Below are 17,861 nucleotides of genomic sequence, written 5' to 3' on the forward strand. Positions count from 1 at the left end.
CGGCCGGGGTGCACGGGTTGTGTTCTTCTGGCGGCCATGATCGATCCGCTCACCATTCTAACCGGCAGGCGCAGGTTGGCCAACGCTCATGGTTCCACCAGCCGCACCTGTTGGAATGACTGCATGGGCAGTTCGACAGCCTCCGGCAGAATAGCGGCAAAATTGGGGCTGCCGATGCGATGCAGATAAACGGCCGGGGAATCCCGTCCAGATTCGTCCAGGTGGGTCAGGTAAACCCGAGTATGGATTCCCTCGTCAGGTTTGGACGAAAAAACCATCCAGCGGCTGTTGGGGGAAATACTGTGCCACGAATTCAGCTCAGGGCGATTGCAGGCCATGAGCCTCGGCTTGCCGCCCTGGGCCGGTACGATCATCAGGCGGCTGCCGGGCTGGGAGACCAGGCCGGTGTCGCTTTGGCAGAAGATGATCCAGCGGCCGTCCGGAGTGTAGCGCGGAAAATAGTTGCTCTTGCCGTTCATGCTGGCGCCGGCCAGCGGTCTGGCCCGTCCGCCGGCCCCATCGGCAAATGGCACCTGCCATAAATCAAACCGCATGCGATACTTCTGGTTCAGTGTGTGAATGTCCTCTCCGGGGAGTGCATCGAGCAGCTTCTTCTGCCCCAGCGCCGCCCAGAGTTTTTTAGGCGTAATCGCCCGTGCGAAGGTGATCGTCTGGCCATCGGGGCTCCAGGCCGGGCTGGTCTGCACCACGTCAGGGTCGTCGGCGCCCGGCAAGGCCAGCACGTCGCCGGTGTGGCGGGAGTAATAGGCCAGATGACCGCTCAAGGGGAAAAAGAGTTGAGAATATGCCGGATCGTCGATGCGCACCAGGAAAGGCCGTTCTTTGACCGTGGCGACGACGGTGTCGCCGTCGGGCGAAATCTTGGCAAACAATCCGCGGCTGACCTGGCCCTGACCCGGCAGATAATCATTCCACGAGAAAACGTCGGAGCGCCGAAGGTCCATCCTTTTGGATACGTCGGCCAGCACGTATCCCCCCCGGTCTCCCCGGTAGTCCATATCCAGCCCGAAGACAGAGGCATCTTGGGAGAAGGTATGACAATTGGCGCAATAGGGAACTTTTTCCAAAACGGTTTCCGGAGAATCGTAGACATCCGGCCTAAAGGAACGCCAACGAAATTGCGCCACATGCTTCTCCGCATACCGGAAGGGTACCGGCAATTCCTGGTAAACCACCCTGCAGCCCAGCGGTACGGGGGAGACCGTAAAACGAACCGAACCCCGGGCAACCGCCTGATTGTCGTTCAGTTGAAAAACCGTCAACGCGAGCGGCATCCCCGGATCCAGTTTTTTGATCCGCGACCAATCTGTCGACGAAGGAACCCATGGATTGTTGGAAGCGACCAGAAAGAGCGGCGGACCCGATGACGAAGAAGCCACCCTCAGCAGCCAGCGGCCGGATTCAGGCCCCTGCCAGTGAAATATCGGCGCAGCCAGATCAATCGGGTAAACCGCGTTGGTGGGCGGCTCCATGACCTCCAGCGCGGCCATCTGTGCTTGAAGGTCAACCGCAGCTAACAACTGCGCCTCCCCCCCGGCCCGGCTCCGGTGTTGGCAGCCGGCGCAGCCGAACCCAACCATCATCGCCAGCAGAAGAAAAATGCTTTTATGCATTGAACGATGCACCATATCTACCACCGCCAAAGGAGAGGCATGCAAGCCGCATGGGGTTCCGTGAGCCTTACGCCGATTCCAATGAATCCGTCGCTAATAGCCGCCACCACCGCCACCGCCACCACCGCCCTCGCTGGCGGCGGAACTGGCATCAGGCGAGCTTCCCTGGAGGGCATTTTCCAGCTGCTCGATTTCCTGTTTCTTGAGGGCAATGTATTTCTGGATGGTTCTCTGCTGGGCTTTGGCCTCGGCCACCCTGGCCAACTGTTCGGCAATGCCCGCCGTGAATCCCCGATTCTTGACATATGCCTTGTGGAACTCGACGATCGTATCGATTTCATCCTGAGTATAGATGCCGGCATTCTTATACTCTTGACGGAGTTTATCGACGTTCAGCTCCCAGTCCTGTTTGGGGGTGTGCACCACCCCGTTGCTGGTCATCACCAATCCTTCGGGACTGACCTTTGATTTTCCCACCTGCTGAACGTTGTTGGACATATTCTGGGCCATTTCAGCTTTGGCGGTTCCGATCTCATTGGCGACAATGTTCTCCAACGCTTCAAGTCGGCTCAGTTCCTTCATTTTTTGTGCTTTTGTCTTCTCCATCTGCTGCATGTGCTCACCGATGACACTCGCCTGAAGCCCGCTGGGATCGAAGAGGACGGCCAATGCACATAGAACGGTCAGGGTCGATACACCAATTTTCATCATTGCGGCAACCTCCTTACATGCGGCCTGAAATGGGTTGAAAAACAATTTGGCGGTACAGGCGGCGCATCAGGGCCACATCGATCCGGCCGTTGGCCTCCAACTGCTGATCCTTCTGAAACTGCCTGACGGCGGCGAGGGTACCGGGGCCGGCAAGGCCGTCTACACCGCTTTTGTAATAACCCAGGGCTTTCAAACCGGTCTGTGCACGTTTGACGCGCGCCCGCTGATCTGATTTGGCGTCGAATGGCGCAGGGGCTTTCGTTGCCGCCAGTATGTGTGCATCCTGCCACGCCTGCGGCACAGGTTCTCCATATTGCGCCGCCTGGCCGTACCAGTAGGCGGCAGTCTGGGTATCACGGGTCACGCCATACCCGGTTAAATAAAGGTACCCCAGGGTCAGCATGGAGAAGGTGTCTTTTCCGGCGGCTGCTCGCTCAAGAAACCAGACACCTCGCTGGGGGTCCGGCGGCCGGTCGAATTCTCCATTGAGAAGATAGATCCCTAAATCCCTGGCCGCTTCGGCATGATCCTGTTGGCCGGCTTTTTCCAGCCAATGCATGCCCTCGATCGAATTGGTTTGAACACCATCTCCAAAAAGAAGCATCTGAGAAACCATGTACTGAGATTCGGCCACACCCTGCTGAGCCGATTGATAATACATCTCAAAAGCCTCCCGCTTCTGATTTTTTCCGTAAAGCTGGTCGGCCCGCAAGTTGTAGTATTGGCCCGTTACCGTCTTTACGCAGCCACAAGATACAAGCAAACAGCCGATTAATCCGAGTCTAATCAGGCTCCGTTTCCAATTCACAATTGAGTCTCCTTTCTCAATTTGGACGATGGCAAAACAATTTTCTCAAGATAGGGACCTTGCCTCTGATTGAATCCTCCCCGCGTAGCCGACGAGCGGCGGGCAATGTGAGCGCTATCGGGGTTCAACCCTTGCAATCGATACCATGTCTCGCTCACTTTTCGATGGAGCGCTGACCCGTAATTGTTGTGAGCACTCGTGCTGCAAGAGAACATCCTCACTATCGGCCAACCTTGGCCCCGAGTTGAGAATATTTTTTAAACTAAATGAAGAGCCGTTTGGACTGCAGTTGAGTGGGAAAAGGAGGATTTTAAACGGATACCAGCGGATACACACGATACCGGATGCCACGCGCCCCATGTCTGGGGGCATCCGGCAGAACCTTTATCACCGTCCTGAGAACTCGAATACCGTCAGACCGGCCTTTAGGAGAGTTGTCCCAGCCGTTTCACGGCCTTGGCCACAACAGCGACCGCACGATCGATCTGCTCGGCGGTGGTCATCCGTCCCGTGGAAAAGCGCACCGTGCCCTTGGCCCATTCCACGGGTACCCGCATGGCCTCGAGAACGTGGGAGAGGGTCACGGTGTCTGAATGACAGGCGGCGCCGGCCGAGGCGGCCACCTCCAGACCGATCTCCTCCAGAATGCGGTTGGCCTCCAGCCCCTTGAAAGAAAGGCTCAGGGTGTTGGGCAGACGGCGCTCAAGGTGGCCGTTGAGGCGCATCTCCACCAGACCATCGGCCAGGCCTGTGTGCAGCCGGTCCCGCATGGCCTTCAGGTGGCGGCCGGCATGATCCAGGCTGCGGTCGGCCATCTCGCAGGCCTTACCCAATCCGACGATCGCCATGACGTTTTCGGTGCCGGCCCGCCAACCCATCTCCTGGCCCGCCCCATGGCAGAATTTTTCGGGCAGCATCCCTTTTCTCACGTAAAGGGCGCCGATTCCCTTGGGGGCGTATAGTTTATGCCCGGCCACAGAAAGCATATCTACGTTCATCGATTGAACATCGACGGCGATCTTGCCGAGACTCTGGGCCGCATCGGTGTGCATGCAGATCCCTTTTTGCCTGGCGATCCTGGCGATTTCCTCGATCGGCTGAACTGTTCCGACCTCGTTGTTGGCATGCATGACGGAAATCAAAATGGTGTCCGGCCGGATGGCGGCAGCCAGGTCGTCAACGCTGACCATCCCGGCATCATCGACATCAACAAAGGTGGTCTCAAAGCCTTCCTGTTTTAGGTAGCGGCACACGTCCAGCACCGCTGGGTGTTCCACGGTGCTGGTGATGAGATGGCGGCCTTTTCCCTGGGTTGCACGGGCCATGCCTTTGATGGCGTGATTGTTGGACTCGGTGCCGCCTGAGGTGAAGAACACCTCTTCCGGCTGGCAGCCCAGCAGACCGGCCACCTGCCGCCGGGCAGCCTCGACGGCCCGCTTGGGCCGGATGCCGTACCAGTGTGAACTCGACGGGTTGCCGAATTCGGTTTCCAAAAATGGCCGCATGACCGCGATCACTTCCGGGTCATGGGGGGTGGTGCCGTTGTAGTCCAAATAGATGGGTTGAACCATGATAGAACCCCGATCCTTGGCGTTGGGATTTTATGTTAACGGATGATCGGATCAAAGGCACGCCAGTCCCAGGGAGGGGCTTGACTGCATGGCGGTCCGATATCCGGCCAGGGCCATTGTTGGGGGATCGGACTGGCGAACAGCAAACGGTCACCTTGCGTGGGGTGTTCCACGGCCAACTGGTGGGCCAGCAGGGCGATCTGCCGCTCGGGGAGCGGTGCCTCGGCACCATAGCGCAGGTCCCCCAGGATCGGGTGCCCCATGTGGGCCAGCTGAATGCGGATCTGGTGACGCCGGCCGGTTTCCAGGGAAACCTTCAACAGGCTCTTGCCGGAATCCCTGCCGAGGACCGTGTAGTGAAGTCGGGCCTCCTGGCTGCGATCCGTGGGTGTCGGTACCACCCGGCTCAGGCGGTCCCGGCGTTCGATGTGATTGATCAGCCGGCCAGCTTCCTCGGAAACCGATCCGCCAACCACGGCCAGGTAATGCTTATCGACCGACCGTTCCCGGAACTGCCTGGAAAGACGACCGGCTGCTTTGGAGGTGCGGGCGAACAGGACCACCCCGGCCACCGGCCGGTCCAGTCGATGAACCATGGCCAGAAAAACGTTGCCCGGCTTGTGGTAACGCGCCTTTAGCCAGCGTTTGCCCAGGTCCAGCAGGCAGACGTCACCGGTACGATCCCCTTGCACCAGCAGCCCCGATGGTTTATAGACCGCCAGCAGATGGTTGTCCTCGTATATTACCGGCCAGCGGGGATCAAAGAAGCATGGCGGTAGGGTATTGCAAGGATTGGTTTCCATCGGGCCATCCGGCTTGTTGGTGTGGATATGGGTGCAGGGTTCCGGCCTTCCTGCCGCTTGATGCAATTTTCTTCTTGCCACACATCGGCAGCCGAGTACACCATTTCTTGTCATTTTTTAACGCATAGGCTTGACGATGGTAGTTCAAATATAATATATCGAAAAAACTATTAAAATTTCAAATTTTAGACAGCGGCGAAAAAAAGGTAGAAATATGAGGTTCAAGAATACCGCGAACATCATTTCAATTACCCTTGTGGTTTTATTCATGGTGCCTGCAGCCGAAGCAATGACGGTGACCCTCGATGCCGTGGAAAACGCAGGATGGTCCTTCGAGCCGCTGGGTCAACCCTATCTGAAGATTTTGGACGCTGACAACGATATTGTGTGGTCCGGTGGCAACAGCGATGCAATAACAACGTGGAACGATTTTGCCGATTTGGTTGCCGATCTTTCCGATGACCAGATTGGAGCCGCAGGCAGCGATCCCGGTTTGGGGGAGTATGAAATCCAGTCCGGCGGCAATGTGTTCTCCGACCTCGTCACTCCCATCTATAAGACCCTCAGCCTTCCGGCTGGCCAATACACGATCAGCCTCGATCCAGGCTCTGAATCATACAATCTAAAGGGCTACGACGCACCAGAGTCAAAGTATGCCGGAGGTAATTTGTGGAACGCCTACGTACAATTATGGACTTCCGACGGACAAGACCTGCCTTTCGGCGATGGCGACACGCAGCATGAGAGCAGCGCAGAGGCATTAGCCGCCTACGACAAGATTACCGCATCATTGAACCTCCTCCACGATGCGGATCTACACTTTTACATCAACGACAGCAATTCACTCGACAATACAGGCAGTGTCACCCTCAATATACAGGCGGTACCCCTGCCGGCGGCATGGCTGCTGTTTGGCTCTGGCATGGCCGCACTGGTCGGAGGACGGCGCTTCCGCAAAAACGGGATCGATTGATCGGTACCCTTGGATAGTCTTTATGGTGCATCTGCGGCCCGACGGATTTGATGGGTCCGGCAGCCGATGACCCATGTCGAAAATCCATTAAAATTCCGTGCCGACTTCTTCGGTCCTGTTCCGATAATCGTTTCGCAGGATCAGCCAGATCTCTAATCGTGCATTTTCGAATCGATCTCAGACCACGTGCCCATTGCAGTGCCGATGATAAGGAAAAAGCGTGACCACCTGCAAACCGCTCGGCTTATTGATCCTTGCCATTCTGCTGATAATCAATCCCCTTAGCCATGCCTCGGATGATTCACGGGCCTATCAGATCTTCAAGCAGGGGTTGGACGATGAGCGGCAATTGAGAATCTATGAAGCCCGCGAACGGTATATCGCCGCACTGGCCGAGTCTCCGACTAACCAGGGGTTCCTCTCTCATTATGCCTGGTTTTTGACCCGCTACGGATTTTCCGAAGAAGCCGCCGATGTATTCAGCCGCCTGATGCCCCTTGCCGACGACAAGGAAAAAACCGCCCTATATCTGGGCCTGGCCTGGAACCGTCAGGTGTTGGGGCAACTGGAAGCCTCCCTGGATATGTATAAACGGCGCTTTCCCATCACCGCCATTGATATGCCAGGCGCCTTTGAACAAATCCGGTGGCATCGGTACGAAGAAAACCATAAAAAAATTAATCGGTTGAAAAACGATATCGCTTCGGGATCGGACGCACTGACCCATCAACGCGCACTGGTGGAAGTCTGTCTCGATCAGGGCGCGCTGGCCAGTGCCATCGCCCTGGCAGAGGATCTTCGCGACCAGGGTGAACTTGATTTGAAAACCCATTTATTCCTGGCCAGGGCGCTTTTCTGGTCAGGAGCGCTTGACCGCGCCGCGCACGAATATGCTGCGCTGAACGATCGGTCTCCCGAAAACGCATTTTTAAACATCGAATGGGCCGACGTTCTGGTTGCCGATGAGCGCCTGCCGGAGGCGCAGGCCTTGCTGGAAAAGTCACTGGCGCTTTATCCCCAGGCGGCCGCCGGTCGCAGAAAACTGGCTGAAGTGCTAGCCCGGCAGCATGAGGATCAACGGGCCATCGAAATGGCGGAATCCATTGCTGCCGAAAAAAACGACCGGTTAACCGGTTTGCTGGCCAGGGCCAGGGCGCGTCACTTCAGCGGGCATATCCAAAACGCCCAGCCGATCTACGCCCAGATCCTGAAGGAATACCCGCTTCATCCCGACGCACTGTGGGGAATGACGGAGACCTCCATCTACACCGGGCGCGACGCGGAGGCGCGACGCACCTTGCACCAGTGGGAGAACGCCATCGAAGACCCGCGAATGCGTGTTCAGCAAAAACGGCTTAAGCAGTACACGGCACCCCATCTGAGCGGGATTGCGGATTTTTACAGTAATTCCTCTGATTTTTCCAGAACGGATATGGGGCTGGAAAGCGGTTGGCACATGGGCGACGACTGGCGGCTGAATGCAGGCTACCGGTTCTCAGGTTTTTTTCAAAGCGGGTTTGAAGATGTCTTTCGGAACACCTTCCTTGTGGGGGCCCGGAAAGGGGTCTCAGAGCGCCTCCTGCTGACAACCGGGCTTTCCGGAAATAACTACGACAACGACCACAATTCGCTGAATGGGGAACTGGGACTGGCTTTCCAGATGACTCCCGAACTGTCCATCCAACCCCATTTTCGGCATGTGGATGTCATCGACACCACGGGTCCTTTTGAAAACATGGCTTACAGCCACACCGTCACCATCGGTTCGGTGGGCATGCATATTACCGCCGATGAATATGGCCTGCGGCTCGACTACCTGCCGCTGCCCAGGCTTTCCTTTTCATGTGACTACCGCTACGCGGACTATTCCGATGACAACCAAAAGCATTACCTCAGCAGTGAGGCGGGATACCGGTTCTCCCTCCAGCCCGACTGGCGCATGGCCTATAACTATTTTTACCTGGACTACCGAGATCCCGCGCCGCTCTACCGTGAAAACGATCGGGTCGAATCGGCGTACTACGATCCGATTAATTTTGAAACCCATACCCTGCGGCTGGTGTTCCGTCATGACAACGGTGAGCGCTGGTTTTACGGCAGTGAGGGGGCCCTCTCTTATATCCCCAAAAGCAACGGCACTGGTACCTATCTGTCCGCATTCGTAGGGTGGCGGTTTAAGCAAGATATGACCTTTCGCATCGATGCCCGCGGGTACTATCAGAACAGGGGCGTCGACCGCGTGGACACCACGGGATATTTCTGGGCGAACAATGTAATGTTTAAATTCGATTACAGGTTTTGACGATGGCAACGCATTTTCGAGACTGGCTGGACGACCTTACCGGTCGGCGCGCCTACCGGCGCTACGCTGAACGGGAAAAACGTCGCCAGCGGCTTGCCGGGCAGATATTTCTCATCGCCGTATTTATCGCTGCCATGTATTATCTGATCTGGTGTGTGGCCAATGCCCAGTGGCAGTATTGGTATATGGCCATTCCGTTTCTGCTGACAGAGGCGGTTTTCCTGATTCTCTTTTTGCTGTGGGCCAATGTGCTGTGGAACAAGCGGTTTCATCGGCCTGAGGGACCGCCGATAGAAAAGATCGATTTCAGCGTCGATCTCTTCATCCCCGTGTGCGGTGAACCCATAAAGATTATCGAAACCACCGTCGGGGCGGCCATGGCGATCAGGTATCTCAAAAAAACCGTATATGTGCTCGATGACGGGGAGGACCCTGAAGTCAAAACGTGTTGTGATCGTCTGGGGGTGCGTTATTTGTGCCGATCCACCCATGAAAACCGCAAGGCCGGCAACCTCAATTTCGGTTTGGCACATTCCACGGGAGACCTGATTTTGACCCTGGATGCGGACCAGGTGCCCCAGCCGGATCTTATCGACCGGGTGATCGCCTATTTTTCGCTGCCGAAGATCGGTTTTGTGCAGACGAAGCAGCGCTTCGTTTTGCCGCACGATGATCCCTGGGGCAACGCCGATGTCGTTTTCTACGAGGTGATGCAAGCGGGAAAAGACTATGATAACGCAGCCATTTCCTGTGGCAGTGGGGTCATGTACCGGAGATCGGCCTTGTCGTCGATTGGCGGGTTCTCCAGCTGGAACGTCGTGGAGGACCTGCACACCTCCCTTTTACTTCACGACCATGGCTGGCGATCCGTCTATCATGGGGTCGGCTATACCACGGGTACGGCACCGGTGGACGTCGTCGATCATGTCAAACAGCGCTGGCAATGGGCGGTGGATTCACTGAGGATTTTCTTCTGGGACAATCCTTTCTTCAAGCGAGGCCTCAGTTTTTATCAGAAAATTCAATATTTTCATTTCGGGTATCATTACTTTGCCTTTGGCCTTTTTCTGCCGATTTTTTTCATCCTGCCCATATGGGCGCTATTTACCCATAAATTCATGCTGCAGGAGCCTTTCTGGCGGTATTTCATTGCCAGGCTGCCCTACTTGCTGCTCTATATCGTATCCAATAAAATCAGTACCGATCGGCACCACACGTTTAAGATATTTCAAGCCCAGGCCGGCCTATTCGCCGTCTATTTTCGAGCCACGCTTTCGGCGCTGACCAGTCGAAAAAAGTTGCCCGCTTACACGGTGACCCAGAAAGTCAGTCAGCCATACGGGATTGGTCGTCGCATCAGAAAATGCTGGCCCCATCTGGTTTTGACCGGTCTGTCGACGATCGCCATGATCTATGGGGTTCTCACCATTAAAAACGATTTCTGGTTTCTGGCCGTCAATCTGTTCTGGGCCTCCTGGACCATTTCCGTCTTGTCACGGTTTATTTTTCTGAGCTTTTTTCCCCCGCGGATCGATTCGTGAAGCTGGGCATTTATCGCTTGCATGAAATTCTGGATGCGGACGGCTTGTCCGTAGCCGAAAAAGCGATTGGGCGGACCATTAACCTCATTTCAGTCTACCGGGCCTGGAACGATTGCAATATCGAAGCAGACCGGCCTTGGCTGGAACGCCTTAAAGGATCACGCCGTGATATCCTGCTGACCTGGGAACCCTGGCGACTTCCCCTTGTCAACAACCGTTCCTGGGAACAACCGGATTTTTCGCTGAGCCAGGTGCTCTCGGGGAGATATGACGACTATATCATGAATTTCGCTCAAACCCTGGCCGGGTTTCCCCAAACCATATACCTACGCCCCATGCATGAAATGAACGGCAATTGGTATCCATGGTGCGGCTGTGTCAATCACAACCGCGTCAGCCAATTCGTGCCGGTCTGGCATTACCTCCGGAATCTGGTCGGCAGATATGCGTTTTCTGATCTGCAGTGGGTGTGGAGCCCCTATGCGACGTCCTATCCCCATACCGATGACAATGCCATGCGACATTATTTCCCGGGTGACGATGCTGTGGATTGGGTGGCGTTGGACGGTTACAACTGGGGGACGACAAGGCCCGAGGTCGGGTGGCAATCATTCGATCGAATATTCCGGGAAGCCTACCAATCCCTTACCGCCTTGAGCCATCGACCCATCATGATTGCCGAGACCGCCTGCAGCGAAATGGGAGGAGACAAGGCCGAGTGGATCGAACATGCATTTCATGGGTTGAAAAACCGTTTTGCGCGCATTAAGTTGATGGTCTGGTTCGATGCCGACAAAGAGTGTGACTGGCGAATCGATTCTTCCTTGCGGGCCTTCAATGCGTTCAGGAAAGCAGTGAGCAGGAGCAACCGTTGAATCAAAGGTTGACGAGACCTTCCACAAATGCCGAGGGCCGTTCCGTTAAGCAATCATCGCCGGGGCCCGAAAAAATGGATGCCCTGCTCAAACGCTGCAACATCCATCTGGCGACCTCCCAGCTCAACCAGCTGTGGATCTACCACCAGCTGCTGCGGCGACACGATGCGGAACTGAACCTCACCCGGGTGCGCAATTTTGAAAACATGGTGCTCAAGCTCTACGCGGATTCCATCCTGCCGGCCCTGCACGCACCATTGCCCTCACCCTTGCTGGATCTGGGCACGGGTCCCGGCATGCCGGGAATCCCGCTCAAAATCTTTCGGCCGGACCTTCATATCCTGCTGGCCGAGAGCCGGCAGAACCGAATAGAATTTTTAAAAAAGGCCGCCGCCGATGTGGGCCTGCCCGGTCTCGATGTGGTGGATCGGGGGATTGCCCCGGACTTCGACCGACCGGTGGCCGGCGTGATCACCCGGGCCGTCGAACCCATCGCCGATACCTTGGCGCGCGTTGCCGGCTGCCTCATGCAGGACGGCTTGGCTATCTTTATGAAAGGGCCGCGCTGCGACGAGGAGATCGAAAAGGCGTCGAAAACCTTCGCGTCGACCTATGAACTGGCCGACGACATCCCCTACCAGATCCCCCATACCCCCCATCGACGCCGGCTGGTGGTCTTTCGGCGAACGGTCAAGCCGTTCTCTGCCGGGAGCGCCAGGCAAATGAGGCAAAAGCATCGCATACGGGTCATCGAAAGCGAGAGCAACGCCATTTTCAAGGATCTGAAAAAACTCCTGGGCGGACGCGGGGTCAAGAAACAGGGGCAAACCCTGGTATGCGGGCCCCGTCTGGTGGCCGAGGCCATGAAGCAGGCCCCGGAGCGCTGCCTGGCCTGGATCGGCAGCGGCAGCCGCCAGCTGCCGCCATCGGATGCTTCCGGTCGGTTGGAATGGATTCAACTAGCACCCGAACTGTTTCAGACGTTGGACACGTTCGGGACCAAACACCCCATCGTTCTCTTCGATATTCCCACACCCGCCCCCTGGCGGCCGGAGGACGGCCCGCTTGACGGATGCAGCCTGCTGGTTCCGTTTCAAGACCCGGAAAATGTGGGTGCCGTGGTTCGCTCTGCCGTGGCATTCGGCGTGGATCGAATCGTTCTGCTCGCCGAAAGCGCCAATCCCTTCCATCCCAAGGCGGTCCGCGCCTCGGCCGGAACCGTCTTGGCGGCGGGGCTGTTTCAAGGCCCTTCTTTGTCCGAGATTCCACAGGATTTGCCGGTTATCGCTCTCGCCCCATCGGGCCGAACGCTGGCCCAGACCCAATTTCCCCAATCCTTCTGCCTGCTTCCCGGCATGGAAGGCCCCGGATTGCCTTCCCGTTGGCAGGCCAATACCGTGGCCGTTCCCATGGCGCCAGGCGTGGAATCGCTGAACGCGGCGGTGGCCACGGCCATCGCCCTCTATGAATGGCGTCGGCGGTAGCACCCTCGACCAGACATTTAAAAGGGGAGCTTGCGCTCCCCTTTTTGATATTAACACCCCATTGAATAATTCTGACTATTTTCGTCCGCTGTACTCGTTGTAGGTCATGGCCACCGTGCGGTAGACAATGTGGGCCAGTTTGGAAAACGGCGTGTAGGCGAAAAGGCCCCAGATGAAAAGCAGGTGCACAAAATAGACAACTGCCGACAGGTCGTACATCCCACCCAAACGCAGCATCTGGGTCAGCATGCCCGTTACGCCCAGGGCCAGTACCAATCCAATCAGATACCAATCCCAGTAGCTGGACGCCTGATCTTTTTTGGCCAGGCGGGCTTTCAGCAGCAGGAAACCGCCAATGATCAGCAAGATGCCACCAAGATTGCCCAGCCACTTGACCGGGTTGATCTGGCGGTATGGCCCTTCAATGTGGAAAACCCACTCGGCGGCGAAAAAAGCGTTAGTGACAATAAACAAGCCGATGAAGCCGAACAGCACCATCATGTGGGCCGTCGACCGGTCCCGGTTTTCGGTGCATTCATTGAATTTCTCGTGCTTCAGGATCGTGGGCACGGTCCGGATCAACGCCTGAACGAACCCGGCCGGATCGATTTTCTCCTTGTCGGTTTTGCCTTCCTTGACCGCATCGCTGTGAATGGCGGCCAAAAAGCGCTTCAGCCCCAGGGCAAACACCGCCACGGCACCGAAAAAGGTGGGGATCATGATGATGTCCACCAGGTAGTTGTTGATGTAATCCGCCTGCCACAGGTCGTCGCCGGTGGGGTTGAAATTGAGCCAGTCCACACCCACCATCTTGAGCAGCAGGCCCACAACCAGGAAAATAACGGCAGGAATGGCCAGCAGAATGGGCAGTTTTTTGGGGTCGCTGACCATTTTGGCCAGGGCCTTGGGAGTTGCATAATCGATGACCGCAGCGGCACGCACCGCCGCCAATACGTCACCCGGCTGGGCGCCGCGGGGGCACAGGGTGGAGCAGTTGCCGCAGTTGTGGCACAGCCAGACATCGCCGCTGCCGATCAACCGGTCCTTCAACCCCCAGGATGCGGCGATCATCTCCTTTCTGGGAAACGGCTTGGTATCCGGGGAAATGGGGCAGGCTACTGAGCAGGTGGCGCACTGATAGCACTTTTTGACATCGGCACCACCTAGCCTGCTCACTTCGTTGATAAACCCCACATCGGGATCGACCAGATATGTATCTGCCATGGGTTACCTCCTCACTTGGCAAAAAATAGGTGGGAGAAGCGGTGATCACCGCCTCTCCATCGTATCACAATTAGAAGCCCTTGAACGGGTTGGGGCCCAGTGCCTCGATGGATTCCACGAAACCATTGATGATCTGCGGAATCTTGTCGTAGTCGTCGATGGCCACTTCAAACTGGGCCACCCGCTCGTTTTCGAGCGCCAGGCTGGCCAGGGCATCACCGATTTTCTTCATCCGGATCTCGGCCAGTTCGGAGCCTTTGACAAAGTGGCACTGGTAGTCGTCACCGTGTTTGCAACCCAGCAGAAAGACGCCGTCCATGCCCTGGGACAGGGCATCCTTGATCCAGATCACGTTCATGGAGCCCAGGCAACGGATCGGAATCAGACGGACGTCCGCCGAGTAGGACAGCCGGTTGAGACCGGCCATATCCAAGGCCGGGTAGGCATCGTTTTCGCAAACCAATCCCAGGATGCGGTATGGCGGTTCCGTATAGTCGTCCTCGGACGGCACACTTACAGCCTTGACCATGGAGCCGACGCTGTCGATATTGTAGTCGGCAAATCCGATGATGCGCTCGGGGCAGGCCCCCATGCAGGTGCCGCAGCGGCGGCAGCGTGTGGCGTTGGGCTTGGGTGTGCCCTTTTCATCGTCGTCGAGGGCACCGAAGGGGCACTCCTCCGTGCAGCGCTTGCACTGGGTACAGCGCTGGAAGAAGAAGTCCGGAAAGGTCATATCGCCGGAGCGCGGATGCACACTGACGCCACGGTTGACCGATTCCAGGCACTGAATGGCCTTTAAGGCCGCCCCTGAGGCATCTTCCATGGACTCGGCCATACTCATGGATCGGCGGATAGCGCCGGCGGCATAGATACCGGTACGCTGGGTTTCGTAGGGAAAGCAGATAAAATTCGAATCCACGTAGCCGTTGAACAGGCCTATATCGCGAAAACCTGGGCCTTGGCGGTAAGCCAGGTTGATCACCGGGTCGTCCTTGGTCACCGGAACCATGCCGGCACCCAGGACCACCAGGTCCGCTTTCACTTGCAGCTTCTCGCCCAGCAGGGTGTTCTCGGCATCCACGATCATGCCGTTTCCGTTTTTTGCCACGGCCTTGACAGCACCCTTGGTCATGAAAATGCCCGGATCCTGCTGCAACCCTTTGTAAAAAAGCTCGGATAAACCCGTGGTACGCATGTGCTGATAGAAAATGAAGGCCTTGCCGTCGTCGTAGTCCTCGCGGACATACTTGGCCTGCTTCAACGCAACCATGCTGGTCACCGCACCGGCATAGGCAAAGTCGCCGTCGGATTCGTCCTTGCCCGGGCTCTGCACGAAAACAACTGACTTGGCCGGTTTACCGTCGGAGGGGCGAATGATCTTACCGGCCTTGGCGATCGCTTCGAACTGATGGTTGGTGACCACGTCGGGCAGTTCGCCGTATCCCAGATGGGCGTATTGGTCGCCTTTGAGGTTGTCTGGACGCCAACCGGCAGCCAGGATCACGGCGCCGAACAGTTCGCCCTCCGGGTCGAGCTTGAGGATGTCATTCTTGCCCTTGTTGTAGGCCAGGTAAGCTTCGTGCTGCTTCTCTGCATCCAGCTCCTTGCCGCTTTCGTCCACCTTCATCTCGTCGGGCAGCGGAAAGGGAACGTCGAAAGGGATCTTCTCCCCGGGTTTTTTAAGGGTAACGGTGAACTCGCCGGGCTGCCCGGCAATCCGGGCAACCTCAGTCTCGGTTTTGACGGTGATGTTGGGAAGCGCTTCCACTTCCGCGATCTTGGCCGCCACCACCGGCGGAATCAGCGCATCGTAGGGCGCGTTAACCGGGGTCTGCTTTCTCACCTTGGCCGCATATCCGCCCAGGGCGGGGGTCTTCTCGATGATGGTGACATCGTACCCGGTCTTGGCCGCGTCAATCGCCGCAGACATACCGGTGATGCCGCCGCCGATAACCAAAATTTTTCGGGACAGATTCTCCACCTCGTAGGGTTCGGGAAGGGTAATCTTTTCCACACGGATCATGCCCATTTTGATGTAGTCTTCGGCCATCATCTGGACGCGGTCGAAGTGGTCCTCGTCTTGCTTCTCTTCTTCGGTCAGCGCCGGAAACGCGCTGCGCGGATGGGACCAGACCACCCCTTCGCGCAGGTTGACCCGGTCCACGATACAGCCGTCGAAGCGAAAGATATCGAAGTTTACCCGGCGGGAACAGGCCGCGATGACCAGGGTGTTGGTGCCGTCGGCAATATCTTTCTTCAGAAAATCAACCCCCCCTTTGCTGCAGAGGAAGGGATGCGTTTTGACCGGCACACCCTCTTCTTCCGGGACCCCGCACAGGGCCTTCACATCGAGGGATTCCCCGATGCCACAACCTTCGCAGATATATACACCATACTTTTTATCCATGGGTTTCCTCCTACCTTTTCACCAGGGTTTGAATGGCTTTCAGGGCCATGCCGGTCGCATTCTGGTTGGATGAGATCACGTCTAATGGCTTGTTGGCGCAGCCGGCGGCAAACATACCGCCTTTTTCGAAGTCATTGATGACAAATCCGTTATCATCCATGTTCAGATCGGCCGACAGTTTGGCGTTGGCGGCAGTGGGTTGCATACCCGTAGCCAGAACGGCCATTTCCACTGTCTGATGAATCTTTTCCCCGGTGACTGCATTCTCGGCAACCACGGTGATGTTCTTGGTGGCCGGATCTTCGCTGACTTCGGCAACTTTCCCCTTGATCAGAATGACATTCGGATCTTCCTTGATCTTGTTGTAGAACTTTTCGTACCGGTCTCCGGGTGAGCGGATATCAATATAGAAGATATACACTTTGGTATCGGGATACTGCTCCCGAATGTAGGTGGCGTGCTTCAGGGAAGCCATGCAACAGATATATGAGCAATAAGGCAGATGATTTTCGTCACGCGAGCCGGCGCACTGGACGAAGGCCACACTTTCAGGGGCCTTGTCGTCGGACGGACGAAGGATCTTGCCCTGGGTGGGTCCGGATTTGGAAGCCAGGCGCTCGAGCATCATGTTGGTCACGATGTTGTCATACTGGCCGAAGCCCAAGTTGTCGATGCGGTGGGCGTCGTAAGGCTCCCAGCCGGTGGCCCAGACGACGGCGCCCACGGGCAGATCGACGGTCTTGGCCTGCATCTCCAGGTCCACCGCATCGTATTTGCAGGCCGCCTTGACCGTGGCAGCGTCATCGGTGCCGATAATCTGCGGTGAAATGACGAATTTGGCCGGAAAGGCCATATCGAAGGGCAGATAAGCGCCTCTGGTTTTGCACATGCCAAAATTGAACTCGTCGGACACCTCGGCCTGGCAGGCTTCGGCGCAGGCGCCGCAGCAGGTGCAGTTCTCGTTCACATAGCGGGGGTTGATCTTTAGGCTGACGGTGTAGTCGCCGGGTGTACCGGTGACCTTCTCCACCTCCGCCAGGGTGAACACCTTGATTCTGGGGTTGTCCTTGATCCGCCGAAAGTTGATCTCCAGTCCGCAGGTCGGAGGGCAAAGCTTGGGAAAGTATTGATTCAGCTGTGCAACTCTTCCGCCCAGATAAGGATTCTTTTCGACCAGAAACACTTCATACCCCACTTCAGCGGCCTCGATCGCCGTGGTCAGACCGGCGATGCCGCCACCAACCACCATCATGCTTCCACTCGCAGGGGCTGCTTTGTCGTTTGTCATGCTATCCCTCCGTGCATCAACGTTTCTAAAAGGTCATGAACACATATTGAAATAAGAAGCTGCCATTGGTTTCGGGTAATACCCGTTTATTGAAACTGGAAACGGGGAGCTGGAAACCGCTCTGCGAATACATCCGGGCCTCCAGATACCGGTTTCAGGCTCCAATAGCATCCGGGAATGCCCACGGCAGCGGCAGGCAACCGTTGTGGCGGCGTCCCAGATGGGTACTACCCGAAAAAG

13 protein-coding genes are annotated in these 17,861 nt (G+C 56.7%); 5 read left to right on the forward strand and 8 right to left on the reverse strand.

Translation table 11 applies throughout. The annotated features are described in order from the left end of the window. Positions 1-86: 86 nt before the first annotated feature. From ABYV26_RS06890 to ABYV26_RS06910, 5 genes are all read right to left on the reverse strand, one after another. Positions 87-1,634 carry a TolB family protein gene (locus ABYV26_RS06890; protein WP_372679449.1) on the reverse strand — a complete coding sequence of 516 codons (1,548 nt, stop codon included), beginning with the start codon at positions 1,632-1,634 and terminating at the stop codon, positions 87-89. Between the two features lie 93 nt (positions 1,635-1,727). Next, entirely contained in the window at positions 1,728-2,345 is a 618-nt protein-coding gene (locus tag ABYV26_RS06895) for a hypothetical protein (RefSeq protein WP_372679451.1), read from the reverse strand. A 13-nt stretch (positions 2,346-2,358) separates the two neighbouring features. Beyond that, complete coding sequence (locus ABYV26_RS06900; protein ID WP_372679453.1) at positions 2,359-3,006, reverse strand: peptidoglycan-binding protein; 648 nt, start codon at positions 3,004-3,006, stop codon at positions 2,359-2,361. 572 nt (positions 3,007-3,578) lie between these two features. Then, entirely contained in the window at positions 3,579-4,724 is a 1,146-nt protein-coding gene (locus tag ABYV26_RS06905) for a cysteine desulfurase family protein (RefSeq protein WP_372679455.1), read from the reverse strand. Between the two features lie 35 nt (positions 4,725-4,759). After that, entirely contained in the window at positions 4,760-5,527 is a 768-nt protein-coding gene (locus tag ABYV26_RS06910) for an RluA family pseudouridine synthase (protein WP_372679457.1), read from the reverse strand. A 214-nt stretch (positions 5,528-5,741) separates the two neighbouring features. Here ABYV26_RS06910 and ABYV26_RS06915 point away from each other — a divergent pair, with 214 nt between their 5' ends. The 5 genes from ABYV26_RS06915 (at position 5,742) to ABYV26_RS06935 (ending at position 12,702) form a co-directional block, all read left to right on the forward strand. Next, on the forward strand, positions 5,742-6,500 hold the full coding sequence (locus ABYV26_RS06915; RefSeq protein WP_372679459.1) for a VPLPA-CTERM sorting domain-containing protein: 759 nt from the start codon (positions 5,742-5,744) through the stop codon (positions 6,498-6,500). 220 nt (positions 6,501-6,720) lie between these two features. Beyond that, complete coding sequence (locus tag ABYV26_RS06920) at positions 6,721-8,802, forward strand: tetratricopeptide repeat protein (RefSeq protein WP_372679460.1); 2,082 nt, start codon at positions 6,721-6,723, stop codon at positions 8,800-8,802. Between the two features lie 2 nt (positions 8,803-8,804). Further along, a complete protein-coding gene (locus tag ABYV26_RS06925) occupies positions 8,805-10,343 on the forward strand; it encodes a glycosyltransferase (protein WP_372679462.1) in 1,539 nt (512 codons plus the stop codon). Then, on the forward strand, positions 10,340-11,218 hold the full coding sequence (locus tag ABYV26_RS06930) for a glycoside hydrolase family 26 protein (protein WP_372679464.1): 879 nt from the start codon (positions 10,340-10,342) through the stop codon (positions 11,216-11,218). The genes ABYV26_RS06925 and ABYV26_RS06930 overlap by 4 nt, the downstream gene beginning before the upstream one ends. Before the next feature lie 74 nt (positions 11,219-11,292). Beyond that, positions 11,293-12,702 carry an RsmG family class I SAM-dependent methyltransferase gene (locus ABYV26_RS06935; protein WP_372679465.1) on the forward strand — a complete coding sequence of 470 codons (1,410 nt, stop codon included), beginning with the start codon at positions 11,293-11,295 and terminating at the stop codon, positions 12,700-12,702. A 75-nt stretch (positions 12,703-12,777) separates the two neighbouring features. On the opposite strand, the gene qmoC is transcribed toward ABYV26_RS06935, so the two are convergent. From qmoC to ABYV26_RS06950, 3 genes are all read right to left on the reverse strand, one after another. Then, positions 12,778-13,926: a quinone-interacting membrane-bound oxidoreductase complex subunit QmoC gene (qmoC, locus tag ABYV26_RS06940; RefSeq protein WP_372679466.1), complete on the reverse strand. Its 1,149-nt coding sequence runs from the start codon at positions 13,924-13,926 to the stop codon at positions 12,778-12,780. 70 nt (positions 13,927-13,996) lie between these two features. After that, on the reverse strand, positions 13,997-16,333 hold the full coding sequence (locus tag ABYV26_RS06945; RefSeq protein WP_372679468.1) for an FAD-dependent oxidoreductase: 2,337 nt from the start codon (positions 16,331-16,333) through the stop codon (positions 13,997-13,999). Positions 16,334-16,343: 10 nt separating this feature from the next. Further along, entirely contained in the window at positions 16,344-17,621 is a 1,278-nt protein-coding gene (locus ABYV26_RS06950; protein ID WP_372679470.1) for a CoB--CoM heterodisulfide reductase iron-sulfur subunit A family protein, read from the reverse strand. Between the last annotated feature and the right edge of the window lie 240 nt (positions 17,622-17,861).

Source organism: Desulfosarcina sp. (assembly GCF_041551955.1).
Classification (GTDB): Bacteria; Desulfobacterota; Desulfobacteria; order Desulfobacterales; family Desulfosarcinaceae; genus Desulfosarcina.